The sequence below is a fragment of the Methylomonas stagni genome (assembly GCF_050154735.1).
GTDB classification, from domain to species: domain Bacteria; phylum Pseudomonadota; class Gammaproteobacteria; order Methylococcales; family Methylomonadaceae; genus Methylomonas; species Methylomonas koyamae_A.
Window position 1 is genome coordinate 2,995,293 of sequence record NZ_CP189557.1, and the last position, 25,306, is coordinate 3,020,598.

Genomic DNA, 25,306 nt, shown 5'->3' on the forward strand with positions numbered 1-25,306 from the left:
CGATCAAGCTGGACGCCACGCCACAAGCATAGCCGACAACGCCGAAAGTGGCGGCCCAAGCAGCTTTAACCGAAATGTCACGCAAGCTTTACCGAGCTGTCACATAACAGATTTATGCTGAACTCATGTCAAACTGCTATGGTGAGCGTGCCATGAAATTGCACTATCGTTCGATCTGGATTTCCGATACCCATCTCGGCACCAAGGGGTGCAAGGCCGAGTACTTGCGGGACTTTCTGGACAACAGCGAGTCCGACTACCTGTATCTGGTCGGCGACATCATTGATTGCTGGAAATTTCGTAGCGGCTTTTACTGGCCGGCGCTACATAACGACATCGTGCAACGCATCATCAAAAAAGCCAAGGCCGGCACCCGCGTGGTCTACATTCCCGGCAACCACGACGAAATGTTCCGCAAACACGCCGGCATGCATTTCAACGGCATCGACATTCAACTAAACGCGGTCCATAAGACCCAGGACGGCCGGCGCTTTCTGGTGTTGCACGGCGACGAGTTCGACAGCATCGTCTGCCACAATAAGAGCTTGGCCTACATCGGCGGCGAGGCTTACGAAGTGCTGCTGTACATCAACCGCTGGTTCAACGCGATCCGCGCCCGTTTGGGTTACAAATACTGGTCGCTGTCGGCGTATTTGAAGCATAAGGTCAAGAATATCGTGGCGTTCATGGACAACTACCAGCACATCCTGAGTCTGGAAGCCCAAAAGCGCAAGGTGGACGGCATCATCTGCGGCCACATCCACCACGCCGACATCAGCGATATGGAGTTCGGCAAGACTTACGCCAACTGCGGCGACTGGGTGGAAAGTTGTACCGCCCTGGTCGAGAATGCCGCCGGCCAGTTGAGCATCGTACATTGGCTGGAAGACAGCCAACGCCTGCTGGATGCCGCGCCGGAGCCGCAAACCGCCACCGGCGGTTACGCCCAGGCGGCCTGAAACCCGATTCGGCGGCTAGCGATGCCGTTTCTTGCCGGTGCTGGATTTGGCCGCGGTCTTTTTTCCGGCTTTTTTAGACTTGCCGGATTTTCGGGCATGGGCGGCCGCCGGTTCGGCGGCCGCGCTCTCCAGTTTGGCGTCGTCCTCGGCATCGGCCGGTAAATCGGGTACCGCAACCGCATTGGCCGAAGACGGGACAACGCCGCCATCGACGGTGGATTGATCGCAATCGGGTAAATCGTGGTCTTCCGGCGTACAAATGACCCGGTAAACAATTCGCCGATCGTCGCGGCCGCTGCTCTCGGCCGGCACCGTTGGCGGGGCCGAGTCCTCGGAAATCGTGCCCAGCACTTCCGCGCGGACCGTCCCGGCCGCCAGAGTGCCCAACGATAACACCCCAGCGAGACACGCCCCCTGATCGGACCGGCCAAGCGACTCATTGGCTTTGCAAGCGACGCTTGGCTTCGTTCCACAACGCGTCCAGTTCGGCCAGCTCGCAATCCAACAATTGCCGGCCGCTGGCCTTGACCTCGCGTTCGATGAAATTGAAGCGGCGGGTGAATTTACGAGTGGCTTCGCGCAACGCGATTTCCGGATTGACTTTCAGATGGCGGGCCAAATTGACGGCTACCAGCAGCAAATCACCGACTTCCTCGTGGATGTGGGCTTGATCGCCGGATTGCCAGGCTTCGTGGACTTCTTGCAATTCTTCGCGAACCTTGTCGAATACCGGTTCCACGGCCGGCCAGTCGAAGCCGTGACTGGCGGCGCGGTTTTGGATTTTCTCGCATTGCACCAGGGCCGGCAGACTTTGGGCAACGCCGGCCAACACGCTGTCATCGGCGTCGGCCGGCCGCTTTTGTTGACGTTCCTCGGCCTTGGCGGCTTCCCAGGCTTGCTGGCGTTGTTCGTCGCTATCGAATTTGGCGTCGGCGAACACGTGAGGATGGCGGCGCACCAGCTTGTCGCCGATCGCGCCGGCGACTTGCTCGAAATCGAACAAGCCGCGTTCTTCGGCGATTCGGGAATGAAACACCACTTGCAGCAGCAAGTCGCCGAGTTCGCCGCGCAGATCGTCGAAGTCGTCGCGCTCGATCGCGTCGGCGACTTCGTAGGCTTCTTCTATCGTATAGGGAATCAGGCTGCGGAAGTCCTGCTTGACGTCCCAGGCGCAACCGGTGTCCGGATCGCGCAGCCGGGCCATCAAAGCCAGCAGGGCTTGGGTTTTGGCTAAACTCAAAACGCCGATCCGAAGGTTTGTTCGTAACGGGCCTTGAATTCCGCCAGTGTGAAGGTGTGGTTTTGAGTGCCGTTGTGCTCGATTTTGATCGCGCCCAGCAACGACGCGATCCGGCCGGTCACGTCCCAATCGTAGTCGTTCATCAGACCGTACAACAAGCCGGCCCTGAATGCGTCGCCGCAACCGGTCGGGTCCGCCAGTTGCTTGGGTTGGGCCGACGGAATGTCGATGCACTCGCCGCGCGTATAAATTTTCGACCCTTGGCCGCCCAAGGTCACGATCAACGCGTCGACCCGCTCGGCCAGTTGTTCCAGACTCAAGCCGGTGCGCTGTTGCATCAATTCCGACTCGTAATCGTTAAACGTGGCGTAATTGGCCAGATCCATCAGCTTCAACAATTCGTCGCCGTCGAACATCGGCATGCCCTGGCCGGGATCGAAGATAAACGGAATTCCCAGTTCGGCGAATTGTTCGGCGTGCTCCAGCATGCCTTGCTTGCCGTCCGGCGAAACGATACCGACGCTGATCTCGGACGCCAACGGCACGCTGTTCAGATGGGAGAAATTCATCGCGCCGGGGTGGAAGGCGGTGATTTGATTGTCTTCCACGTCGGTGGTGATGTAAGCCTGACCGGTGTAATGGTCGTCAAGCACCTTGATGTAACGGCTGGAAATGCCGCATTGGCTCAGCCAATGGGCGTAGGGTTCGAAATCGTGGCCGACCGTGGCCATGATCAGCGGTTCCTCGTTCAACAGTTTCAGGTTATAGGCGATATTGCCGGCGCAACCGCCGTATTCGCGGCGCAGCGCCGGTACCAGAAACGACACGTTCAATATGTGCAATTTCTCGGGCAGGATGTGATTTTTGAATTTGTCGTGGAACACCATGATGGTGTCGTAGGCCATCGATCCACAGATAAGTGCGCTCATTGTTGTCCTTGAAATAACGTTTTTCGGCGGGCGCTAAGGTACCGGATGTTGGCGCCCGGTACAAGGCAAAGATAGCAGACCGGCCGAACCGGTCCGGCCGTTACAACAAGATCAGAGCCCAGGTCGCGGCGGCCCAAATCAGCGACAGCATCACCGCCGCCGAGCCGATGTCCTTGGCCCGGCCGGACAATTCGTGATGCTCGAAACCGACTCTATCGACGACGGCCTCGACCGCCGAGTTCAACAGCTCCACTAACAGCACCAACACCACACTGCCGATCAGCAAGGCTTTTTCGATCGGGGTATGCCCCAACCAGATCGCCAGCGGCGTGGTCACCAGAAACAACGCGACCTCCTGGCGAAAAGCTTCTTCATGTTGCCAAGTGGCCTTGAAGCCGGCGATCGAGAAGAAGCAGGCATTCACCAAGCGCTTCAATCCTTTTGCGTTTTGATTGGCCATGCCGTTTCCTAAGCCTCGATTTGAGCAGTATACGCGGCGGCGTCCAGCAAGCCGTCCAATTCGCCGGGATCGGCGGCCTGCACGCAGAATAGCCAAGTGGCGTACGGCGCGTCGTTGACCTGCTCCGGCGCGTCGGCCACGCTGTCGTTGACCGCGACGACGCTACCGCCGACCGGGCTGTACAGATCGGACGCGGTTTTTACCGACTCGACCACGGCGCATTGCTCGCCTTGCTTGACGGTCCTGCCGACTTCCGGCAAGCCGATGAACACGATGTCGCCCAGTTCGGACTGGGCGAAATCGGTAATCCCGACCCGAACCAGGTTGGCATCCTCCAGCTTGGCCCACTCGTGGGTGGCCGCGTATTTCAAGTTTTCTGGCGTTTCACTCATGACGATATCCTGTAAAGCCTAACGGTAGCCCAACAGCATAACGGGCTAATTTTTTTACACAACAAAAAATTCAGGGCGCCATTGGCGCGCACCCTTATAATTTCGACGATCCGCCGGCGTCGAATCGGCCGGTTTCCCAGACATTCATTCGATCACATCATGCGCAATCTCCGTATTCCGGCCTGTCTGCTGGCCGCCTCGGTCGCGGCCAGCGCCGCCGCGGCTACCGACCCGGACGATGCCGAGCCCGGCCAGGTCCCGGCCGCAGGCGCCACCACCGAGGCGCTGACGCTGACTCGGTCCGGCCAACGTTTGGCCGGCATCGTCACCCGTCGCCTGGAAAGCAGCCGGCGCCGTTCCGAATTTTCGGCTTACGGCAGCGTGCTGAACCCGGAGCCGCTGTTGGCAATCCGCCAGCAATATTTGGCCGCGCAAGTCCAACAGGACAGCGCTCGGGCCAAATTCGACGAATCGGCCCATAACTTGGCCCGGACCCGCGACCTGCACCGGCAAGACATTGTTTCCACCCGCCGCCTCCAGGAACAACAAGCGCTGTGGCAGGCCGACAAATCCGGCCTGGCAAGTAGCGGCTACCAACAACAAGCGATCGCCGCCGCCAGCCGGCTGACCTGGGGGGCAACATTAACCGACTGGTTCACCCGCCCGAATCATCCGCAAGCCGAACAGCTACTGACCGGCCAAGCCCAGCTATTGCAAATCACCTTACCGGCCGACGCACCCGTCGATCTTGCCGTCGGCAAGGCCCGAATTCAGGCCGACGCCCAACGCCAGACCGAACTGAGCGCCGAAGCCATCGCCCCGGCGCCGCAAGTCGATCCGGTCAGCCAGGGCCGCCGCTACTTTATGTTGTGTCGGGCCTGCCGCCTGCCCTACGGCGCGCCGCTAACGGCCTGGCTGCCCGGCGCCGAAACCGGCCAGACCGGCGTGCGGATTCCGGCCTCCGCGCTGGTCTGGCATTTGGGGCAAGCCACGGTGTTCGTCAAATCGGCCGACGACCGTTTCAGCGCGCGGCCGTTGCTGGACTACGCGGCGGACGGTCTTGACTATTTCGTGACGGCCGGCCTGCAAGCCGGCGAGGAAGTCGTCACGACCGGCGCGCAGACGTTGCTGTCTCAGCAATTGAAAGGCACCGCCAGCGGCGAAGGCGATGATTGAAGACGGGATCAGTCAATAGCTGACCTGTAGCACGTCCACTTTTTCCCAGACCCGTTCGGTGAAGTCGGCGTCCATTGCCGGCATGCCGTCCTTGAGCCAATCGACGATGACTTTGGCAACGTTAGGATAAGTCACATGCACCGCATGCGGATGCCGCAACCACTCGTCGATCACCGCCGCGTCCAGGTTGTACATCGTGTGCCCGTAACCCAGTTGTTTCAACGCGGCGGCGTTGGAGATCTGTTCCATCTGGGCGTGCAAGGGCTTGACCAGTATCTTCTTACCCAATTGCAGGGATTCGCTGGCCAGCTCGAAGCCGGCGTTGCTGATGATGCCGGCACTGTCGTACAAATCGGTTTGAAAGCCTTGTCGAGACAGCGGTTTGCACTGAATATGCGAGTAGGGGCTGGCGATCGGCTCCGGCGCGTAGACATGAAACTGGTAATTTTCGAAAGGACTCAGCAGCGTCATCACTTCGCCGATGTCCTCGAACGGCAAATACACCAGAATCTTGTTCGCCTGCACGCTTTGCGGAAACGCCGGGGTTTCAATGATGGGCGGCAATATAGGCTGGCCGAAATGATGCCAATGCAGGCCGATACCAATGTCGGCGGGCGCGAAATACTTCATGACCCGCTCGGCGATGGGGTCGCCGCCGGCCCGCGGAATATCATGGCCGAACGCATATTGATGACCGATACCCAACACCGGCTTGCGCTGGCGTTTGGCGGCCCAAGCCGTCACCGGTTCGAAATCGCTGATGATCAAATCGTAGCCGCTCAAGTCCAGGCTGCCGATGTCCTTGACAAAGCGGATAGGCTTGGCTTGCAACGCGGTCTTAACGTAACTGACCTGGCCCTTGTGAGTATTGAAGGTCAAGCCATCCTTGAGCTGGTAGCCGTTGAACACTTCCATGTCGAAATACTTGTCGGCCGGCCGGCCGCTGAATTGAAACGTCACATCGAAACCGGCCGCGTTAAGCTCCCTGGCCATCACTCTGGCGCGGGTGATATGACCGTTGCCGGTCCCCTGCACCCCGTAAAATATTTTCATAATAAGGTTTGATTTAAGCTAAAAATCGCGATGGCAACGCCCAGCAGAGCCCCCATCAGCGTATCGGTCGGAAAATGCACGCCCAACACTACCCGCGAAAACCCCACCGACGCCGCCCACAGATACAACAACGGCATCAGCGTCGGCAGGAAATTGCCCAGCAGAGTCGCCACCATGAAAGCGGCCGAGGTATGGCCGGACGGGAAACTAAACTGGTCGGACGGCTTGATCGTGCTGCGAAAATCGCGCAGCGCCTGCTGCGGCCGGTTGCGTTTGAAACCGTTTTTGAGCAACCAATAAATCGGACGCTCCAACAAAAATGCCAGCAACAGCGCTTGTAGCAGCCGGTCGTGACCGCCCTGGTCCCAGTACAACCAAATCGCCAGCATCACATACGGCACGCCGTCGCCGGTCTTGGAAATCGATCGACATACACCTACCAAATTGGCGTGCGCACCGACGCCGTTCAGCCAGGTAAATAACGAAACGTCGTATTTGTGTATCGAATAAATCAGCTTCATGGCCCTTCCCCCTCAACTTTGCCGCGCGTGTCGACCGCGACGGCCGCACGGCGTTGGAAAACCGTTTTTCCTTTTGTTATTTGGTCCTTAACGCGATGGGACTAGCTTAAATTGGCCGTGTGACAGTGGAATGAAGGTTTGTTTAAGGTTGTGTGACAACCCGATCCTGCGCGAAAGGGCTAAAATAGCGGAAGGCTCGGCCGGGCCTGACACCGCATAGGGCACCACGAGATTAGGATGAGTCGAAAAACCATTGCCGATTTGATGACCAGGGAGGTCGTGCAAGTCGCGCCCGCGACACCGCTGGCGGATTGCGCCGATATGATGGCGCGCCGCCGCATTAGCTCGTTGGTCATCGGCGAACAGCAAATGCCGCTCGGTATCGTCACCGAACGGGATATGGTCAAACTGCTCGGCAACGGCACCGATCTGGCGCTGCCGGTCGGCGATTTCATGGCGGCTCCGCTGATTACCGCACCAGCCGAGACCGATTTTCGTGACGCGGTTCATTTATTGATACAGCACGGAATACGCCATCTGGCGGTCGTCGACGACCAAGGCCGGCTCAACGGCATCGTCACCGAAACCGATTTTCGCCGGCATAGCGGGATCGAGGAATTCGTCGGGCTGCGCACGATCGCCAGCATCATGGACACCAACGTGCTGTCGCTACGCCGCACCGCGACCGTCGGCGACGCGGCCGTCCGCATGCATGCCTGCCGCGCCAGCTGCGCGATCGTCGTCGACGGCGTCAAGCCGGTCGGGATCATCACCGAGCGCGACATGGTCCGCCTTTATCGCCGCCAAGCCGCCGATATGCTGGTCGGCGACGCGATGAGCAGTCCGGTGCTCAGCGTGTCTCCCGAGCATCTGGTCATCGACGCGGTTCAACTGATGCAGACTCGCGGCGTCCGTCACCTGGTCGTTGTCGACGACCGGGGCGACATGCTGGCCACCGTCGGCGAACACGACGTGGTCAAGCACACCGAAGGCCAGTACATCGACCTGCTCAATCAGATCATTCACGAACAACTGGACGAATTGCGCCGGCACCAAGCCAAAATCGCCGAGCTGACCTATCAGGCGGCACTGTTGGCCAGCGAAAACCGGGTCCTGGAAAAACAACGCAAGCTCGATGCGATCATCGAAAACGCACTGGACGCTATCGTGCTGATGGATGAAAGCGGGGCCATCAGCGGCTGGAACCATCAGGCCGAAACGATGTTCGGTTGGCCGAGGGACCAGGCCTTGGGCCGGAAACTGTTGGAAACCATCGTGCCGCCGATTTATCGGCAGCAGCATCGAGAAGGCGTGAGGACCTTTCTGGCATCCGGCGCCAACCGCCTGAACATGCGCGTCGAAACCCTGGCGATCGATCGGCAGGGCCGGCATTTCGCGGTGGAATTGTCGGTTACCTTGGTCGAAACCGCGCAAGGCCGGGAATTTGCCGCATTCATTCGCGACATCTCCGAACGCAAGCGCAACGAGGACGAAATGCGAGTGGCCTCGCTGATCTATCAAAACAGCGGCGAAGCGATGATGGTCACCGATGCCAACGGTGCGATCCTGAACATCAATCCAGCCTTTACCGAATTGACCGGCTATCGGCTGGACGAAGTGGTCGGCAAAAAACCGCGCATGCTCAATTCCGGCCGCCACGATGCCGGCTTTTACCAGGAAATGTGGCATCGTTTGAACACTTGCGGCGCCTGGCAGGGCGAAATCTGGAACAAGCGCAAAAACGGCGAAATCTTTGCCGAGTGGCTGACGATCAATACGATTTTCGACGAATCCGGCGCGCCGCACCGGCGTGTGGCTCTGTTCTCCGACATCACCGAAAAGAAGCGCGCCGAGGAATTGATCTGGACCCAGGCCAATTTCGATCCGCTCACCGGCCTACCCAACCGCCGGATGTTTCAAGAACACCTCAGTTTAGCCGTCAAAAAATCCGAGCGCAGCGGCATTCCGCTGGCCTTGATGTTTATCGACCTGGATCATTTTAAGGAAATCAACGATACGCTGGGCCACGACATCGGCGATAAATTGCTGCAGGAAGCGGCTCGGCGCCTGAGCGGCAGCGTGCGCGCCACCGACACGGTCGCGCGCTTGGGCGGCGACGAATTTACCGTGATTCTCGAAGACATCGAGTCGCCGAGCGCCACTTCGCGTATCGCCGAACATATCCTGGAAAAACTGGCGACCAGTTTTCATGTGGAAGGCGAGGTTTTTTACATTTCGGCCAGTATAGGTATCACGTTTTACCCGGACGACGCCGAGGCGCTCGACGACTTACGCAAAAATGCGGATCAGGCGATGTACGATGCCAAGCACCAGGGTCGCAATCGCTATAGCTACTTTACCTCGGACATGCGCGAAGTCGCGCTGAATCGGCTGAGCATCGTCAACGGCCTGCGCCAAGCCCTGGCCAACGCCGAACTCAGACTCTACTACCAACCCATCGTCGACCTGCGCGACGGTTCGGTTTACAAGGCCGAAGCGCTGATCCGCTGGCAACATCCGCAACGCGGCCTAATTGGGCCGGATATTTTCATCCCGCTGGCCGAAGAACAAGGCTTGATCCTGGATATCGGCGACTGGGTTTTCCGGCGGGCGATCCGCCAAGTCGGCGAATGGCGGGAGCGCTTTCGCCCCGATTTCCAGATCAGCGTCAACAAGTCGCCGGTACAGTTTCAGACCGATCAAACCTTTTACAAGAACTGGCTGCAAATTCTGCTCGACGCCGGTTTGCCGGGCGACAGCGTCACGATCGAAATCACCGAGAGCCTGACCTTGGGCGGCAAACCCATCGTCGCCGAAAAGCTGCAACTGTTTCGCGATGCCGGCATCCAGGTGGCGATCGACGACTTCGGCACCGGCTACTCGTCGCTCGCCTACCTGAAGCGCTACGACATCGATTTCCTGAAAATCGACCGCAGCTTCGTCCGCAACCTGGACAGCAACGAGAACGACCGGGTGTTATGCGCGGCGATGATCGCCATGGCCCACACGCTGGGCATGCAGGTCATCGCCGAAGGCGTCGAAACCGAACGGCAGCGCGACTTGCTGGCCGCGGCCGGCTGCGACTATGCGCAAGGCTATTGGTATACCGTTCCCTTGCCGGCGGACCAATTCGAGCAATGGTTGCTCGACTCCGGCCGAGCAAACTATACCAAATGAATCGCCTACGGTTTCTTCGCGCGATTTCAATCCCGGCGGACTCCGGTTGGCAATTTCCGGCGCGATGGAGCGCGCGGCGATTGAATTTTTAGCCGCGCGCCAGGTTTGCTACAATTTACGGTCGCGCCCGGCGTCGCGCAAGACCTTGCGCTACCGGCAACCCATGATCGATCCGTTCCCACTCCGGCAACCTCGGGGCACTATGCAACGTTTTTGTACATTAGGATTCGTACTCGGCCTGATATTGATGGTCTTCGGCCTGACTTACGCACTGCCCATCGCCACCTCGCTCTACTTCGACGACGGCATGGCCGATCATTTCGTCCGCGGCATGTCGCTGAATATCGGCCTTGGCAGCGTGCTGGCCGGTCTGACGATGCGCTTTCGCGGCGACATTAAAACCCGCGACGGCTACCTACTGGTCGCCTCGTTTTGGATATTGATGTCGGCGGCGGCAACGCTACCGCTACTGTGGGGCATCCCTGGCCTGTCGTTTACCGACGCTTTCTTCGAAACGGTTTCCGGCTTTACGACCACCGGCGCCACGATATTGATCGGTCTGGACGCGCTAGCGCCGTCGCTGAATCTGTGGCGGCACGAAATGGTTTGGATCGGCGGCCTCGGCATCATCGTATTGGCGGTGGCGATTCTGCCGCTTTTAGGTATCGGCGGCATGCAGCTCTACAAAGCCGAAATCGCCGGGCCGATCAAGGACAGCAAAATCACGCCCCGCATCACGGAAACCGCCCGCCTGCTGTGGCTAGTCTATGCCGGCATCACGCTGGCGTGCATCGCCTCGCTTAAAATGGCCGGAATGAGTTGGTTCGACGCGATATGCCATGCATTCTCGGCAATGGGCCTGGGCGGCTTCTCCACCCACGACGCCAGCGTCGGCTATTACGACTCGCCGGCCATCGAACTGGTTTTGATCGTGTTCATGCTGATTTCGGCAATGAACTTCGCGCTGCATTACCAGGCCGTACACCTCGGAAGCCTAATGCCCTACAAGCAGGATGCCGAAGTGTTGCCTATGTTGGCCTTGGTCGCGTTTAGCATCTGGCTGTGCAGTTGGTACATTTGGGATAACGGTGTGTATTCCACTTTTCTCGAAAGCTTGCGACACGTGGCGTTCAACTTGGTCTCGATCGCGACCGACTGCGGGTTCGCCAGTGTCGATTACGACAAATGGCCGCCGTTCGTCCCCTGGTGGATGCTGTATTTGAGTTGTATTACCTGCTGCACCGGCTCGACCGGCGGGGGCATCAAGATGTTTCGCACACTGCTGCTTTGGAAGCAGGCCAGCCGGGAGATGTTCAGCATTCTCCATCCGAGGGCCATCAACCCGATCCGGATCGGCGACATGCCGATACCCAATAAGATCATTTTCGCGGTTCTGGCCTTTATCTTTATGTACTTTATCTCGGTGGTGGTGCTGACCTTTTCGCTGATTTTTTCCGGGCTGGACGCGATCTCTGCGTTAAGCGCGATTCTGGCGTGCATCAACAATGCCGGCCCCGGACTAAACCAAGTCGGCCCGGCTACCAACTATCAGAGCCTCGGCGATTTTCAAACCTGGATTTGCTCGGCGGCAATGCTGCTCGGACGTTTGGAAATTATCACGCTGATCGTGCTTTTTACTCCCACTTTCTGGAGAAAATAGTACAATTCCCAGCCTTATCGCCCGTGGGCGCCGTCGCCGTCCGGCATTGGCCCCGCCACCACTTCAATTATCGGAAACCCTAGTCATGACCGCCGAACGCCATATCGACTTCCTCAGCAAGCGCAAGCTGGCTTATTTCTTCTCCGGCACCCTGTTCCTGATCTCGCTGATTTCGTTTTTCGTCAAGGGCCTGGACTTGGGCATCGACTTTACCGGCGGCAGCGTTTACGAGATGCATTACAACCAATCGGTCGACATCGACAAAATGCGCTCGACCCTGGAACAACAAGGCTTCGCCGACGCCAACCTACAAAATTTCGGCAGCTCGCAAGATATTTTGATCCGCCTAAAGCCGATCGAAAACATCAGCCAAAAGGAACTCAGCGAGAAAGTCCTGTCCGTCGCCAACAGCAGTCAAGCCCAAGCCGGCGAGCTGCGCCGCGTCGAGTTCGTCGGCCCGCAAGTCGGCGACGAATTGATCAACGACGGCGGTTTGGCGCTGTTCTTCGCCTTCGTCGGCGTCATGGTCTACGTCAGCATACGCTTCGAATGGAAGCTGTCGGTCGGCGCGATCGCCGCGCTGTTCCACGACACCATCATCACGATGGGCTTCTTCTCGGTGTTCGGCTGGGAATTCGACATGACCGTGCTATCGGCGATCCTGGCGCTGATCGGTTACTCGATCAACGACACCATCGTCGTCTACGACCGAATTCGCGAAACCGTCCGCACCAGCCGCCGCGAACCGATCGCCGACATCACCAACCGCGCCCTGAACGACACCTTGAGCCGGACCATTCTGACCTCGCTGACGGTATTCCTGACCCTGTTGGCCTTGGCATTCCTCGGCGGCAAAACCATACACGGCTTCGCGATCGCAATGTTGATCGGCGTCATCAAAGGTACTTATTCGTCGATTTATATCGCCAGCTCCTTGGCGTTAAGCCTGGGCTTGACCCGGGAAGACCTGATGCCGCCCGAAAAAGATGAAACCGTCGATCAACTGCCGTAAAACATTCCACTCAAGGAACGCCACGGCGCGCTCCATATCGCGGCCGTGACGACGGCCGCGATGCCAGACTACGATTTTCCACTTCAAGCGAACTATCACGGAAACACTTGATGACCAAACAGTTAAACACCCGCGACCTGACTCAACTCACTTTAGGCATCCCCGGTTTCGACTATCGAGACCTGTACGACAGTCGGCGACTGAACGACCTGATGACGGTGTTCGACCTGTCGGTCGAGCAACACGATCCTAACTTGTTCAAGGAAATCGCGGCTTACCGCGCCTGCGGCGGAGCGGGCATGAAGCCCGAGGACATCTCGGAACTTCTGGTCAAAATGGCGCCGCTAGTTGGCACCTTCGTCGCGAAACTGTTCAACGTCGGCGATGTGCGCGAGCAACAAATCGACAAGATTCGCGGCGAGTTCGACAGCGTGTTCACTTACCGCACGCAAATCGTTGGCAATTTGGCCAAACTGTTCAAAGGCCAGACTATCGAGGGCTGGGACATCGCCGAACTCGGCGCGCAGTTGGATGCCCTGCTGGCGGCAACCGGCAGATCCGAACTGTATGCAACCGATCCGGAACTAGCTGTTAGCCAGCTCGGCGCGGACTTTTGGCGTTTAACCCAAAATGCCGATCTCAGCGATGCGGATATTGCCGCATTGAAGCAACAAGTCACCGATTCACCGATATTGAGCAAGGCCGCCATCAGCGACGGCCCGGCCGCCTTCGCCGCCGCGCTGCTCGACATCGTCCGCCGCTGGAGCTTCGCCGCCAAACAAGTGCCGGAACTGCAAGCCGTCGTCGAAAAGTGGCTGAGCTTCAAGATCGCCGAAAAAACCGATCTGGACAACTTGGTGGCGCACGCCAGCGTCTCGCAAGACGGCTACGAAGTCTGGGCCTGCGACGAACACCATCACCGCCGCCGCGATGGTTTTGCATTGACCGACAAGCGCTTCAAACAACGCCAGGCACTGTACGAAATCGATCACTGCATTTACTGCCACGATCGCGACAATGATTCGTGCTCGAAAGGCATCAAGAACAAAAAAGACAACACCTTCAAGGCCAACCACCTGGGTTCGTTGATGACCGGTTGCCCGCTGGAGGAAAAAATTTCCGAAATGCACTTGGTCAAGCGTCAAGGCGACAACATCGGCGCGCTGGCGATGATCATCATCGACAACCCGATGTGCCCAGGCACCGGCCACCGGATTTGCAACGACTGCATGCGCGGCTGCATTTACCAAAAAACCGAGGCCGTCAACATTCCGCAAATCGAAACCAACGTCCTGACCGACGTGCTGTTCATGCCGTGGGGTTTCGAGATTTACAGCCTGTTGACCCGCTGGAACCCGCTCAACGTCAAGCGCCCGGTCGCCCTGCCCTACAACGGCAAAAACGTCTTGGTGGCCGGCATGGGGCCCGCCGGTTACACGCTATCGCATTATTTGCTCAACGAAGGCTTCGGCGTGGTCGGCATCGACGCGTTGAAAATCGAACCGCTGCCCTTGCATTTGACCGGCGACCGGGACAATCCGCCGTTACCGATCATCGATTTCCAAGCGCTTTACGAAGACCTGGATAAACGGGTCATGCTCGGCTTCGGCGGCGTCGCCGAGTACGGCATCACCGTGCGTTGGGACAAGAATTTTTTGAAAGTGATTTACCTGACCCTGCTGCGCCGCAACGCCTTCAAATGTTACGGCGGCGTGCGTTTCGGCGGCACAATCACCATCGACGAGGCCTGGGATCTGGGTTTCGACCACATCGCCATCGCCAGCGGCGCCGGCAAACCGACTGTCATCGATCTGAAAAACAACATGACCCGCGGCATTCGCAAGGCCTCGGACTTCTTGATGGGCTTGCAATTGACCGGCGCGGCCAAGGAATCGTCACTGGCCAACCTGCAAGTCAGAATGCCGGCAGGCGTGATCGGCGGCGGTTTGACCGCTATCGATACCGCCACCGAATTGCTGGCTTACTATCCGTTGCAAGTCAGCAAAATTACCAAACGTTACGACAAATTGGTCGCCAAATACGGCGAGGCCGAAGTACGCGGCCGTTATGACAAGGAAGAACTGGAAATCCTGGAAGAATTCCTGGCCCACGGCCGGGTGATCGAAGCCGAACGCGCCCGCGCGGCGGCGGCCGGCGAAACGCCGAACTTCCTGCCCTTCCTGAAACAATGGGGCGGCGTGACCATGTTCTATCGTAAAGGCATCAAGGATTCGCCGGCCTATCGCCAAAACCACGAAGAAATCCACGAAGCCTTGTCGGAAGGCATTTATCTGGCCGAAGGCATGAGTCCGCTGGAAGCCATCAACGACGACTACGGCCACCTAAAAGCGGTGCGCTTCGAGAAACTGGAATTGCAGGAAGGCCGTTGGCGCACCGTCGGTGAACAGGAAGTCGCGTTGCGCGGCCTGTTTATCGCCGCCGGTACCGCGCCGAACACCATTTACCAATCCGAGCATCCCCGCACCTTCGCGATGGAAGGCAAGTTCTACAAACGCCACGAACCCGACTGGCTGCCAGGCAAGGCCGAACTGGTACCGATGGCCGACGAGGCACAAGTCAAGGTCGGCAAGCCCTCACCGTTTACCTCGTACCAAAGCGAAGGTCGCTATATTAGCTTCTACGGCGACAACCATCCGGTTTATGCCGGCAACGTCGTCAAAGCGATGGCCAGCGCCAAGGACGGTTATCCGTATATGGTCAAACTGTTCGAAAACGAAATCGCCAAGCTGGATGCCGGAAAACAAGCCGAGCGCGACGCGGCCTGGCGGGCCATGCAGGACAAGCTGGACGAATTGTTCCTGGCCCATGTCGTCGAAGTCAACCGCCTGACCCCGACCATCATCGAAGTCGTGATCAAGGCCCCGGCGGCGGCGAAAAACTTTGAGCCGGGTCAATTCTACCGAGTACAGAACTACGAGTCCTTGGCGCCCGTCGTCGAAGGCACCGCGCTGGCAGCCGAAGGTTTGGCTCTGACCGGTGCCTGGGTTGACAAAGACCAAGGCCTGGTATCCTTGATTGCATTGGAAATGGGCAGCTCCAGCCGCCTATGTGCGACCTGGAAAGCAGGTGATCCGTTGGTATTGATGGGCGTCACCGGCGCACCGACCGAAATCCCGACCGGCAAAACCGTATTGTTATTGGGCGGCGGCTTGGGCAACGCGGTATTGTTCTCGATCGGCAAGGCGATGCGCGCCGCCGGCAACAAAGTCTTGTATTTTGCCGGCTACCGCAACCGCGTCGACTTGTTCAAGGTAGCGGAAATCGAGGAAGCATCCGACGTCATCGTCTGGGCGGTGGACAAATTGCCCGGTAACGAGGCGATTCCGGTCACCCGTCCGCAGGACAAGACCTTCGTCGGTAACATCGTCGAGGCGATGATCGCCTATGCCGAGGGCCAACTGGGCGACACCGCGTTGAAACTGCAGGATGTCGAGCATTTGATCGTGATCGGTTCCGACCGGATGATGGCGGCGGTTAAGGCGGCCCGCTTCGGCGCATTGAAGCCTTACCTGAAAGAAGGCCACGAAGCCGTCGGCTCGATCAATTCGCCGATGCAATGCATGATGAAAGGCGTTTGCGCACAATGTATGTGCAAACACGTCGATCCGGAAACCGGCGAGGAAAGCTTTATGTATTCCTGCTACAACCAGGATCAAGCGCTGGATTATGTCGACTTTCCCAACCTGAATGCGCGATTGCGGCAAAATACGGTGCAGGAGAAATTGTCGTCCTTGTGGCTAACCTATTTGTTGGAAAGCGAACGCGGCTAGAGCCAATCCAGCTCGGCCCACCGCCACCCGCCGAACCGGGTGGCGGAACCGCTCGCGAGGCGCCGCGAACCTTAGTATTCCGCGCCGGACACCTCGCCGACAGCCTTTGAAATTGGAGTTCACACGTGTTGCAGCGCACCCTGCTTGCCATTTCGTTAATTTTCCTACCGCTACTGGCCTGGGCTGACGCCGATGCCAACCAAGTCGCCCTCAACCTGACTCGGCATTGGGTCGGCTATCTGTCGATCGCAATATTCGCGCTTGCGTACATGCTGGCGATGACCGAGGAAATCACCGAGCTGAACAAGTCCAAACCGATGGTGCTGGCCGCAAGCCTGATCTGGGCCTTCATTGCTTCGATTTACGTGCAAGGCGGGATGGGCGAACAAGCCGGCCGCGCCTTTCGTGCGTGCCTGGAAAGTTACGCCGAACTGTTCTTGTTTATCATGGTGTCGATGGCCTATCTGAATGCGATGGAAAGCCGCGGCGTATTCGACAACCTACGTGTCTGGTTGCTCAGCAAGGGCTTCAGTTATCGCAAGTTGTTCTGGATAACCGGCGTGATGTCATTCTTTATGTCGTCGGTGTGTAACAACCTGACCACCGCGCTGCTAATGGGCGCGGTCATCGTCGCAATGGGCAAGCATAATAAACGCTTTATGACGATGGCCTGCATCAATGTTGTTGTTGCCACCAACGCCGGCGGTTCGTTCAGTCCGTTCGGCGATATCACCACATTACTGGTTTGGCAAAGCGGCGTTGTGCCCTTCGTGGATTTCTATTCGCTGTTCATTCCGGCCGTGGTCAATTTCGCGCTGCCAGCCGCCGTGATGCATTTTTGGATACCCAACGAACACCCGGCCGCCGTCGGAAAAGCTCCGAAAATGAAACGAGGAGCTTTGACGATGATGGTGTTGTTCTTGTTGACGATCATTACCGCGGTCAGTTTCGAAAACTTCCTGGATCTGCCGCCGGCCGCCGGCATGCTGGCCGGACTGACTTATCTGAAGTTTTTAGGCTACTACCTGCAAAAAACCGAAGACAAACAAAAAGTCAGCGATTTTGCCCACGTTTACAAATTATTCAACGTCGAACTGCCGTTGGCCAATCAAAATCAACGCTTCGACGTGTTCAAAAACGTCGCCAATTTGGAATGGGATACCCTCTTGTTTTTTTACGGCGTGATGGTCAGCGTCGGCGGACTAAGTTTCATCGGTTATTTAACGATGGCTTCCGACGTGCTGTATGTCGGCATGGACCCGACGATCGCCAATATCGTCGTCGGCATCTTGTCGGCCTTCATCGATAACGGCACGATCATGTTCGCGGTGCTGACGATGCATCCGGAGATTTCCCAAGGCCAATGGCTGTTGGTCACGTTGACGGCCGGCGTCGGCGGCAGTCTGCTGGCAATCGGCTCGGCGGCCGGCGTTGGCCTGATGGGACAGGTCAAGGGAGTCTACACCTTTAGCGCCCATTTAAAGTGGATGCCGGTCATCCTGCTCGGTTACGCCGGCAGTATCGCCGCGCATTTTTTATTAAACAGCCACTATTTTTAACCTACCGTAAACCGAGCGGCCAATTCGGCAACACGCGACCAACACCCAGTTTTCTAAAAATTTCAATTACTTAATAAGAAAAGACACCCTGTACATCAAACCGATTGACGAATATTCATTTCTTTGTTTAATCGTCATAATCCATTAACACGCAAAATCCTGCTATTTTTGTGGAACGCTTGGAATAGCCATGTATAATGAAGCCGATTTAGCTCGGTATCGTTGTCGCTTTTCAAGCTCGCAATAGGATCAACAAACTTTGTTTTCCGCTTACCCGCTTTATTCACCAACCCTAGTTCCAAACAGCGAAAGCACTTTTTAGCAAGAGAGATTTATGTCAGTTCAAGTAGAAGGCAAAGTTAAATGGTTTAACGACGAGAAAGGTTTCGGCTTCATTGAGCAAGAAGGCGGCAAAGACGTATTCGTCCATTTTAGCGCTATCAACGGTTCCGGCCGCAGAACCCTGAAAGAAGGCCAAAAAGTCACGATGGAAGTGACCAACGGCCAAAAAGGCCCGCAAGCGGAAAACGTCACTCCGTTATAAATCGCCCCGAAAAAGCCGCCTGACCAGCGGCTTTTTCATTTGCGGCCGATTTGCTTGTAACACGATCCATCCAACCGCACCGTCTGGCGCGGAGAGATGGCTCGTTCCGTCGTTAGAGTAAGGCACCCCACAAATCGTAGTCGTCGGCTTCCTCGATTTCGACCTCAACGAATTCGCCGACCCGCAGATGGTTTGCACCATCGATGAACACTTGACCGTCGATTTCCGGGGCATCGCTTTTAGTGCGAGCCACGGCGCCTTCTTCGACGACCTCGTCGATCAACACCACCTCACGACGGCCTATCCGTTGCTTTAAACGTTCGGCGCTGATCGCGGCCTGATGCTCCATAAATCGTGCCAATCGCTCCTGTTTGACTTCTTCCGGCACCGCGTCCGGCAACGCGTTCGCCGCCGCGCCCTTGACCGGCGAATAGGCGAAACAACCCACTCTGTCCATTTGCGCTTCGCTCAAGAATTGCAGTAGCTCTGCGAATTCCTGCTCTGTCTCGCCGGGAAAACCGACGATGAAAGTACTGCGTATCGTCAAATCCGGACAAATTTTCCGCCAAGCGCGGATGCGTTCCAGATTGTTTTCAGCGGCGGCCGGGCGTTTCATCAATTTCAAGATCCTGCTGCTGGCATGCTGAAACGGAATATCCACATACGGCAAAATTTTACCGTCCGCCATCAACGGCACCACGTCGTCGACGTGCGGATAGGGGTAGACGTAATGCATTCGGACCCAAATATCCAGTTCGCCCAACGCCGCCGCCAAGTCTTGGAATCGGGTTTGGTAAGCTCGCCCCCGCCAATCGCGGCTTTGATATTTCAAGTCTAAACCATAAGCACTGGTGTCTTGCGACACGACCAGCAGCTCCTTAACACCGGCGGCAGCCAGCGTTTCCGCCTCCACCATCACCTCGTCCAACGGCCGGCTGACCAAGTCGCCGCGCATCGACGGAATAATGCAGAACGTACAACGGTGATTGCACCCTTCGGAAATTTTCAAGTAGGCGTAATGCTTGGGCGTCAATTTGATCCCTTGCGGCGGCACCAAGTCCATGAACGGATTGTGCGCCGGCGGCAGATACTCGTGCACAGCTTCGACCACTTCGTCGGTCGCGTGAGCGCCGGTGATTTTCAGCACTTGCGGATGCCGCGCCAAAATCTCGTCCTGCCGCGCACCCAGACAACCGGTAACGATGACCTTGCCGTTTTCGGCCAGCGCTTCGCCTATGCTGTCCAGCGACTCCTCGACCGCCGCGTCTATAAAGCCGCAGGTATTGACGATCACCAGATCGGAATCCTTGTAATTCGGCGATACTTGGTAGCCTTCGCTACGCAAGCGGGTCAAGATCTGCTCGCTATCGACCAGGGCTTTCGGGCAGCCCAGACTGATAAATCCAACGCGGGGGTTACTCATTCGACATTCTCGATAACACTATAAACAGGTGGGCGGCTTGGGCAGGCCGGCGATTTTGCAGGCGTATTTCAACGGGCCTTGCGGAAACAATTTTTGCAGATAGCGGCTATTGCCTTTTTCTTCACCCAGGGTTTTGCGTACCGCGGCGACGAACATCCGGGCATTCGGCAAATGCTGGAATTTTCGATAGTAATCGCGGATAAACAGCAAAATCTCCCAATGCGCCTCTTCGATCACCAAGCCTTCCAGACGCGCCAATTCGTCGGCGACGTTGCGATTCCACAGATCGGCACTCCGCAAAAACCCGTCATCGGTCGTAGCCAATTCGGCACCGTCGACTATCAACGCCATGTATGAGCCACCGGATGCTTGACAGTCAAATCGACCAACCCGGCGTAATCCGTCCAGGCCACGCCGGCCATCGCGGCGTCCGGCGCAAGTCCGCAGGCCTCGGCGTATTCCCGTAACACGAAAACCCCACATTCCCGATCCAGCACGCTTTGCAACAGCGGGTTATCCCGATGTCCGGCGTGAGCCGACAACGCGGCGGCATCCAACAGCACGACATCATCGCCCGAGCCGATACGCTCTAGCCATTCCGGCCTGACCGGCGAGGAAGCCACGATATGCAACATTATTCGGTATGGGTCAGTTTCAAGCCGACGATGCCTATCACGATCAACAGAATCGAAGCCAGCCGTATCCAATCGGAAGATTCCTTGAACAGGAAAATGCCGACGATCGCCACGCCGACCGCGCCCATACCGGTCCAAACGGCGTACGCGGTGCCCAGCGGTAAGGTTCTGATTGCCAACATCAACAGGTAAAAACTGCCGGCGCCGGAAATCCCGGTCACCACGCTCGGCCACAGCTTGGTAAAGCCGTCGTTAAATTTAAGACTGATCGCGAATACGATCTCCGAACAACCCGCCGCCAACAGCAACAGCCAACCCATCAACTCTCCTCGGACATACGCTATAATCGGAGCATTTTACAATAGCGTTTCTGTCAAACCGCATTATTTAGCCCTGTAAATGGAAAAAGAATCCGACTACCTCGTTCGCAACGCCAAAATGATTTATGGCCATTTGACCGACTTGGTAAAAAACAAGTGCATCATCGCCGCGAATTTCGGCGAAGACAACGCTTCGTTCTTGACCACCATCGTCGAGCTCGACCAGAAAGCCAATCTGCTGGCGCTCGATGTCGCGCCCAACGAGCAACTGAACCGACAATTGCTGACTTCGGCGAAAGTCCTGTTCCGTACCGAGTTCGACGGTATCAAAGTATCGTTCCGGGGCAAAGCCATCAAAAAAACCGAGCGTAACGGCATGCAGGTTCTAGCGATGCCGTTGCCGGACGCGATATTTTGGATGCAGCGCCGCCAGTTTTATCGAGTAAAAATTCCGCTCTCGCATAAAAACAGTTTCTGTGAAATCGAGTTTCGCACCGTGGATGAAGACAACAATCCGCAAACGCTCTCGGGGATTTTTCCGTTGGCCGATCTGAGCATTTCCGGATTCGCGATGCTGGTAAACGACACCAAGTTCTCCGAATTCCTGCAACAGGGCGCCGAACATGGCGATTGCGCGCTGTATCTAAACGACGGCAGCCGCGCCAATGTCGGCATCATGGTCCGCGATATCGCCACCATGCGGGCCGGAGCGGCCGGTAAACAGCAGCGGGTCGGCTGCCAGTTCACCCAAGTTTCGCAGATGTTCGAATCCAGCATTCAACGTTACGTCCAAGACATCGAGCGGCAACAAAAAAACATCGGTTAGCGCGCGCCAAGATCATCGGCAGACAGTCGATTCGCTCTTACGTCGGCGCTCCTCCGAAGATTCAAGCGCATACCAGCCACCAATCTCCGCTCAAGACTTTTCAGGCGACTTGCGCGGCCAGCGCGACCGTCAAATTTCAGCCACACACCTCGCCATTCTCCACCGCCAATAACCGATGACTCGCTCGCCACTCAAACTTCCCAGTCTACCCGATTCCGCCGCCACTCAAACTTTCAAAGACCTGAGCGGCTGCGGCGACTCGCTAGCGCTGGCCAGTGCGATTACCCAGGAAAAGCGCCTGTTGGTTATCGTCACCCAGGACACTCAAACCGCGCTACGGCTGGAACACGAACTGGCGTTTTTTCTCGACAACGCCTACCCCATCCTGCAATTCCCCGACTGGGAAACCCTACCCTACGACGTATTCTCGCCGCTACCCGAAATCATCTCCGAACGCCTGCGAACGCTGGCCTTGTTGCCGGAAACCAAGCGCGGCGCGCTGATCGTACCGGTCTCGACGCTGATGCACCGGCTGGCGCCGCGCGAGCACATCCTCGCTCACAGTTTTGCGATCGAAGTCGGCGGCACCTTGAGCCTGGAGCTAACTCGCGCCAAGCTGGAAGCGGTGGGCTACCAGTGTGTGTCGCAAGTCTACCAGCACGGCGAATTCGCGGTGCGCGGCTCGATTCTGGATTTGTTTCCGATGGGGTCAAAACAGCCCTACCGCATCGAGCTGTTCGACGACGACGTCGAATCGATCCGCAGCTTCGATCCCGACACGCAGATGTCGCAAGACAAAATGCCAAAGATCGAGTTGTTTCCGGCCCGCGAATTCCCGTTTAGCGACGACGCGATCAAACGCTTCCGCCAGGCCTTTCGCGAACAGTTCCCGAATGCCTCGCCGAAAAACCCTCTCTACCTCGACGTTTCCAAGCAAATCGCCCCGGCCGGGATCGAATATTACTTACCCTTGTTCGTTGAACGTACCGAATCGCTGCTCGCCTACTTGCCTCAGACCGCGTTATTCGTGTTGCCGGCCGACTTCGCCGGCGACGCCGAACGGTTTTACCACGAAGCCGACGAGCGTTATCAGCAGCGCAAATACGATGTCGACCGGCCGTTGTTGCCGCCGGAACGTTTGTTTTTGTCGACCGAGGAAATCCAGCACCACATCGCCGGCTTCAGCCGTATCGTGCTGGACAATCAAGCCGAACACGGCGAATCGCTCGATTGCAGGGTTCTACCCGACGTCGCGATCGACAGCCGCTTGAAAGAGCCCGCGCAACGCTTGCGGCAGTTTATCGAAGGCTTTTCCGGAAAGGTGCTATTCGTCGCCGAAACCGCCGGCCACCGCGAAGGCCTGATCGACAAGCTAAAAAGCGTCAAGCTGAGCGCCAAACAGATACAGAGCTGGCCGGAGTTTTTACGCGGCGAGGATTCGCCCTGCATCGTCGTCGCGCCGCTGGACCAAGGTTTATGGCTCGAAGAGCCAAAACTGGCCATCATCACCGAAAGCCAGCTCAGCGGCGAGAAAGTCCAGCAACGCCGGCGCCGGGCCAAATCCGCCGCCCGCGCGCTGGAAAACATCTTCAACAATCTCGACGAACTGAGCATCGGCTCGCCGGTGGTACACCAGGAACACGGCGTCGGTCGTTATCTGGGCTTGCAGACCTTGACGGTCGGCGGCATCGAAGCCGAATTTCTAATGTTGGAATATGCCGGCGGCGACAAGATTTACGTGCCGGTGGCCTCCTTGCATTTGATCGGCCGCTACAGCGGCGTCAGTGCCGAAAACGCGCCGCTGCATAAACTCGGTAGCGAGCAATGGAGCAAGGCCAAGCAAAAAGCCATGGAGCGGGCCCGCGACGTGGCCGCCGAATTGCTGGACATCCACGCCAAACGCGCCGCCCGCGCGGGCTTTGCCTTCAACATCGACAACAGCGATTACAACGCCTTCGCCGCCGCCTTCCCGTTCGAGGAAACCCCGGACCAGCTCAGCGCGATCGAAGCCATCTTGCAGGACATGGCCGCGCCGCAACCGATGGACCGCGTGGTCTGCGGCGACGTCGGTTTCGGCAAGACCGAAGTGGCGATGCGCGCGGCCTTCGTCGCGGTGCAAAGCGGCAAACAGGTCGCGGTATTGGTGCCGACTACCCTGCTGGCGCAACAGCACTATCAAAACTTCCGCGACCGCTTCGCCGACTGGCCGGTGCGCGTCGAAGTCACCTCGCGTTTCGTCACCGCCAAGCAGCAAAACGCCATCGCCGACGATCTGGCCGACGGCAAGGTCGACATCGTCATCGGCACGCATAAGCTGTTATCCAAAGAGATGAAATACAAGGCCTTGGGTCTGGTGATCATCGACGAAGAACACCGTTTCGGCGTCACCCAAAAGGAACATTTCAAAAAGCTGCGCTACGAACTGGATTTGCTGACGCTGACCGCGACGCCGATTCCGCGCACCTTGAACATGGCGATGGCCGGCCTACGCGACATCTCGATCATCGCCACGCCGCCGCCCAACCGCCATGCGATCAAGACCTTCGTCAGCGAATGGATAGACTCGCAAATCCAGGAAGCCTGCCAGCGCGAAATCAAACGTGGCGGCCAGGTGTTTTTCTTGCACAACGATGTCAAGACCATGGACAAGATGATGCGCGAACTCGGCGAACTGGTGCCGGATGCCCGCATTCAGATTGCCCACGGCCAGATGGCCGAGCGAGAGCTGGAGCAAATCATGCTGGATTTCTACCACCAGCGCTTCAATCTATTGATCGCGACGACGATTATCGAAAGCGGTATCGACATTCCCAGCGCCAACACCATCGTCATCAATCGCGCCGACAAGCTCGGTCTGGCCCAGTTGCATCAATTGCGCGGCCGGGTCGGCCGTTCGCATCACCGCGCTTATGCTTACTGCATCGTGCCGCCCAAGTCTTTGATGACCAAGGACGCGATCAAACGCCTGGAAGCTTTCGAAACCTCCGGCGAACTCGGCGCCGGCTTCATGCTGTCCTCGCACGACATGGAAATCCGCGGCGCCGGTGAGCTGTTGGGCGACGAACAAAGCGGCCAGATTCAGGAAATCGGCTTTACCCTGTATACCGAATTGCTGGAACGCGCGGTCAAGGCCTTGAAATCCGGCAAGCAACCGGAGCTGGACGCGCCGCTGGATTACGGCCCTGAAGTGGACTTGCAAGTCGCCGCGTTGATCCCGGAAGACTATCTGCCCGACATCCACGCCCGCCTGGTGCTGTACAAACGCATCGCCAGCGCCGAAATCGAGGATGATTTGCGTAAGCTCAAGATCGAAATGATCGACCGCTTCGGCTTGTTGCCGGATCAAGTCAAAGCCTTGTTCGCGGTCACCGAACTCAAGCAACATGCCGCTCACCTGGGCATCAAGAAAATCGAAGCCCACGCCAGCGGCGGCCGCATCGTGTTTACCGCCACGCCGCAAATCGATACCGCCGAGCTAATCCTGATGATCCAAAGCCAGTCGCAGGTCTACAAATTCGACGGCGCCGATAAATTGCGCTTTACCAACACGTTTAAGGATATGGAGGATAAGGTGGCGTTTTTGGAGAAGTTGTTGATACGATTGGCGCCTAAATCTTGATTTTAATTTT

At 57.4% G+C, this 25,306-nt stretch carries 21 protein-coding genes; 10 read left to right on the forward strand and 11 right to left on the reverse strand.

The window, feature by feature from the left end:
- The first annotated feature begins 152 nt into the window (after window positions 1-152).
- Window positions 153-959 (forward strand): UDP-2,3-diacylglucosamine diphosphatase, encoded by an 807-nt coding sequence (locus ACP4CD_RS13840; RefSeq protein WP_064031578.1) that lies wholly within the window; start codon window positions 153-155, stop codon window positions 957-959.
- Between the two features lie 15 nt (window positions 960-974).
- Here the strand turns inward: ACP4CD_RS13840 and ACP4CD_RS13845 are convergent, their stop codons facing one another.
- The 5 genes from ACP4CD_RS13845 to gcvH form a co-directional block, all read right to left on the reverse strand.
- Window positions 975-1,346: a hypothetical protein gene (locus tag ACP4CD_RS13845; protein ID WP_426991349.1), complete on the reverse strand. Its 372-nt coding sequence runs from the start codon at window positions 1,344-1,346 to the stop codon at window positions 975-977.
- A 49-nt stretch (window positions 1,347-1,395) separates the two neighbouring features.
- Window positions 1,396-2,199 (reverse strand): nucleoside triphosphate pyrophosphohydrolase, encoded by an 804-nt coding sequence (mazG, locus tag ACP4CD_RS13850; RefSeq protein ID WP_426991351.1) that lies wholly within the window; start codon window positions 2,197-2,199, stop codon window positions 1,396-1,398.
- Window positions 2,196-3,128: a carbohydrate kinase family protein gene (locus ACP4CD_RS13855; protein WP_426991353.1), complete on the reverse strand. Its 933-nt coding sequence runs from the start codon at window positions 3,126-3,128 to the stop codon at window positions 2,196-2,198. Before ACP4CD_RS13855 ends, mazG begins: the two co-directional genes overlap by 4 nt.
- Window positions 3,129-3,228: 100 nt before the next feature.
- Entirely contained in the window at window positions 3,229-3,588 is a 360-nt protein-coding gene (locus ACP4CD_RS13860) for a diacylglycerol kinase (RefSeq protein ID WP_426991355.1), read from the reverse strand.
- 8 nt (window positions 3,589-3,596) lie between these two features.
- On the reverse strand, window positions 3,597-3,980 hold the full coding sequence (gene gcvH, locus ACP4CD_RS13865; protein ID WP_064031582.1) for a glycine cleavage system protein GcvH: 384 nt from the start codon (window positions 3,978-3,980) through the stop codon (window positions 3,597-3,599).
- Window positions 3,981-4,139: 159 nt separating this feature from the next.
- On the opposite strand from gcvH, the gene ACP4CD_RS13870 reads away from it, so the two are divergent.
- On the forward strand, window positions 4,140-5,156 hold the full coding sequence (locus tag ACP4CD_RS13870) for an efflux RND transporter periplasmic adaptor subunit (protein ID WP_426991356.1): 1,017 nt from the start codon (window positions 4,140-4,142) through the stop codon (window positions 5,154-5,156).
- 12 nt (window positions 5,157-5,168) lie between these two features.
- Here the strand turns inward: ACP4CD_RS13870 and ACP4CD_RS13875 are convergent, their stop codons facing one another.
- Window positions 5,169-6,209 (reverse strand): MJ1255/VC2487 family glycosyltransferase, encoded by a 1,041-nt coding sequence (locus ACP4CD_RS13875; RefSeq protein WP_064031584.1) that lies wholly within the window; start codon window positions 6,207-6,209, stop codon window positions 5,169-5,171.
- Window positions 6,206-6,730 (reverse strand): phosphatase PAP2 family protein, encoded by a 525-nt coding sequence (locus ACP4CD_RS13880; RefSeq protein ID WP_071155866.1) that lies wholly within the window; start codon window positions 6,728-6,730, stop codon window positions 6,206-6,208. Before ACP4CD_RS13880 ends, ACP4CD_RS13875 begins: the two co-directional genes overlap by 4 nt.
- Before the next feature lie 237 nt (window positions 6,731-6,967).
- On the opposite strand from ACP4CD_RS13880, the gene ACP4CD_RS13885 reads away from it, so the two are divergent.
- The 6 genes from ACP4CD_RS13885 (at window position 6,968) to ACP4CD_RS13910 (ending at window position 18,473) form a co-directional block, all read left to right on the forward strand.
- The gene (locus ACP4CD_RS13885; protein ID WP_426991358.1) at window positions 6,968-9,907 is read left to right on the forward strand and encodes an EAL domain-containing protein; all 2,940 of its coding nucleotides are present in this window, start codon (window positions 6,968-6,970) and stop codon (window positions 9,905-9,907) included.
- A gap of 202 nt (window positions 9,908-10,109) precedes the next feature.
- Complete coding sequence (locus tag ACP4CD_RS13890; protein ID WP_064031632.1) at window positions 10,110-11,567, forward strand: TrkH family potassium uptake protein; 1,458 nt, start codon at window positions 10,110-10,112, stop codon at window positions 11,565-11,567.
- 85 nt (window positions 11,568-11,652) lie between these two features.
- Entirely contained in the window at window positions 11,653-12,579 is a 927-nt protein-coding gene (gene secF, locus ACP4CD_RS13895) for a protein translocase subunit SecF (protein WP_064031587.1), read from the forward strand.
- Window positions 12,580-12,689: 110 nt separating this feature from the next.
- On the forward strand, window positions 12,690-16,370 hold the full coding sequence (locus ACP4CD_RS13900) for a pyridine nucleotide-disulfide oxidoreductase (protein WP_426991359.1): 3,681 nt from the start codon (window positions 12,690-12,692) through the stop codon (window positions 16,368-16,370).
- Between the two features lie 269 nt (window positions 16,371-16,639).
- A complete protein-coding gene (nhaD, locus tag ACP4CD_RS13905) occupies window positions 16,640-17,929 on the forward strand; it encodes a sodium:proton antiporter NhaD (RefSeq protein ID WP_409521103.1) in 1,290 nt (429 codons plus the stop codon).
- 334 nt (window positions 17,930-18,263) lie between these two features.
- On the forward strand, window positions 18,264-18,473 hold the full coding sequence (locus ACP4CD_RS13910; protein WP_054760518.1) for a cold-shock protein: 210 nt from the start codon (window positions 18,264-18,266) through the stop codon (window positions 18,471-18,473).
- Between the two features lie 112 nt (window positions 18,474-18,585).
- On the opposite strand, the gene rimO is transcribed toward ACP4CD_RS13910, so the two are convergent.
- The 4 genes from rimO to ACP4CD_RS13930 are packed head-to-tail and all read right to left on the reverse strand — an operon-like array spanning window position 18,586 to window position 20,851.
- The gene (rimO, locus tag ACP4CD_RS13915; RefSeq protein WP_426991360.1) at window positions 18,586-19,896 is read right to left on the reverse strand and encodes a 30S ribosomal protein S12 methylthiotransferase RimO; all 1,311 of its coding nucleotides are present in this window, start codon (window positions 19,894-19,896) and stop codon (window positions 18,586-18,588) included.
- An 18-nt stretch (window positions 19,897-19,914) separates the two neighbouring features.
- On the reverse strand, window positions 19,915-20,247 hold the full coding sequence (locus ACP4CD_RS13920; protein WP_064031590.1) for a TusE/DsrC/DsvC family sulfur relay protein: 333 nt from the start codon (window positions 20,245-20,247) through the stop codon (window positions 19,915-19,917).
- Window positions 20,238-20,531: a DsrH/TusB family sulfur metabolism protein gene (locus ACP4CD_RS13925; protein ID WP_426991361.1), complete on the reverse strand. Its 294-nt coding sequence runs from the start codon at window positions 20,529-20,531 to the stop codon at window positions 20,238-20,240. The genes ACP4CD_RS13920 and ACP4CD_RS13925 overlap by 10 nt, the downstream gene beginning before the upstream one ends.
- Complete coding sequence (locus ACP4CD_RS13930) at window positions 20,531-20,851, reverse strand: DMT family transporter (RefSeq protein WP_064031592.1); 321 nt, start codon at window positions 20,849-20,851, stop codon at window positions 20,531-20,533. The genes ACP4CD_RS13925 and ACP4CD_RS13930 overlap by 1 nt, the downstream gene beginning before the upstream one ends.
- Before the next feature lie 79 nt (window positions 20,852-20,930).
- On the opposite strand from ACP4CD_RS13930, the gene ACP4CD_RS13935 reads away from it, so the two are divergent.
- Both ACP4CD_RS13935 and mfd read left to right on the forward strand, forming a co-directional pair.
- Window positions 20,931-21,677 carry a flagellar brake protein gene (locus tag ACP4CD_RS13935; protein ID WP_071155857.1) on the forward strand — a complete coding sequence of 249 codons (747 nt, stop codon included), beginning with the start codon at window positions 20,931-20,933 and terminating at the stop codon, window positions 21,675-21,677.
- Window positions 21,678-21,852: 175 nt separating this feature from the next.
- On the forward strand, window positions 21,853-25,296 hold the full coding sequence (mfd, locus tag ACP4CD_RS13940) for a transcription-repair coupling factor (protein ID WP_426991362.1): 3,444 nt from the start codon (window positions 21,853-21,855) through the stop codon (window positions 25,294-25,296).
- Window positions 25,297-25,306 lie beyond the last annotated feature (10 nt).

Coding starts and splice junctions, on each gene's coding strand:
- ACP4CD_RS13840 (WP_064031578.1), top strand. CDS start 153: ATGAAATTGCACTATCGTTCGATCTGGATTTCCGATACCCATCTCGGC.
- ACP4CD_RS13855 (WP_426991353.1), bottom strand. CDS start 3,128: ATGAGCGCACTTATCTGTGGATCGATGGCCTACGACACCATCATGGTG.
- ACP4CD_RS13860 (WP_426991355.1), bottom strand. CDS start 3,588: ATGGCCAATCAAAACGCAAAAGGATTGAAGCGCTTGGTGAATGCCTGC.
- gcvH (WP_064031582.1), bottom strand. CDS start 3,980: ATGAGTGAAACGCCAGAAAACTTGAAATACGCGGCCACCCACGAGTGG.
- ACP4CD_RS13870 (WP_426991356.1), top strand. CDS start 4,140: ATGCGCAATCTCCGTATTCCGGCCTGTCTGCTGGCCGCCTCGGTCGCG.
- ACP4CD_RS13875 (WP_064031584.1), bottom strand. CDS start 6,209: ATGAAAATATTTTACGGGGTGCAGGGGACCGGCAACGGTCATATCACC.
- ACP4CD_RS13880 (WP_071155866.1), bottom strand. CDS start 6,730: ATGAAGCTGATTTATTCGATACACAAATACGACGTTTCGTTATTTACC.
- ACP4CD_RS13885 (WP_426991358.1), top strand. CDS start 6,968: ATGAGTCGAAAAACCATTGCCGATTTGATGACCAGGGAGGTCGTGCAA.
- ACP4CD_RS13890 (WP_064031632.1), top strand. CDS start 10,110: ATGCAACGTTTTTGTACATTAGGATTCGTACTCGGCCTGATATTGATG.
- secF (WP_064031587.1), top strand. CDS start 11,653: ATGACCGCCGAACGCCATATCGACTTCCTCAGCAAGCGCAAGCTGGCT.
- ACP4CD_RS13900 (WP_426991359.1), top strand. CDS start 12,690: ATGACCAAACAGTTAAACACCCGCGACCTGACTCAACTCACTTTAGGC.
- nhaD (WP_409521103.1), top strand. CDS start 16,640: ATGCTGGCGATGACCGAGGAAATCACCGAGCTGAACAAGTCCAAACCG.
- ACP4CD_RS13910 (WP_054760518.1), top strand. CDS start 18,264: ATGTCAGTTCAAGTAGAAGGCAAAGTTAAATGGTTTAACGACGAGAAA.
- rimO (WP_426991360.1), bottom strand. CDS start 19,896: ATGAGTAACCCCCGCGTTGGATTTATCAGTCTGGGCTGCCCGAAAGCC.
- ACP4CD_RS13920 (WP_064031590.1), bottom strand. CDS start 20,247: ATGGCGTTGATAGTCGACGGTGCCGAATTGGCTACGACCGATGACGGG.
- ACP4CD_RS13925 (WP_426991361.1), bottom strand. CDS start 20,531: ATGTTGCATATCGTGGCTTCCTCGCCGGTCAGGCCGGAATGGCTAGAG.
- ACP4CD_RS13930 (WP_064031592.1), bottom strand. CDS start 20,851: ATGGGTTGGCTGTTGCTGTTGGCGGCGGGTTGTTCGGAGATCGTATTC.
- ACP4CD_RS13935 (WP_071155857.1), top strand. CDS start 20,931: ATGGAAAAAGAATCCGACTACCTCGTTCGCAACGCCAAAATGATTTAT.
- mfd (WP_426991362.1), top strand. CDS start 21,853: ATGACTCGCTCGCCACTCAAACTTCCCAGTCTACCCGATTCCGCCGCC.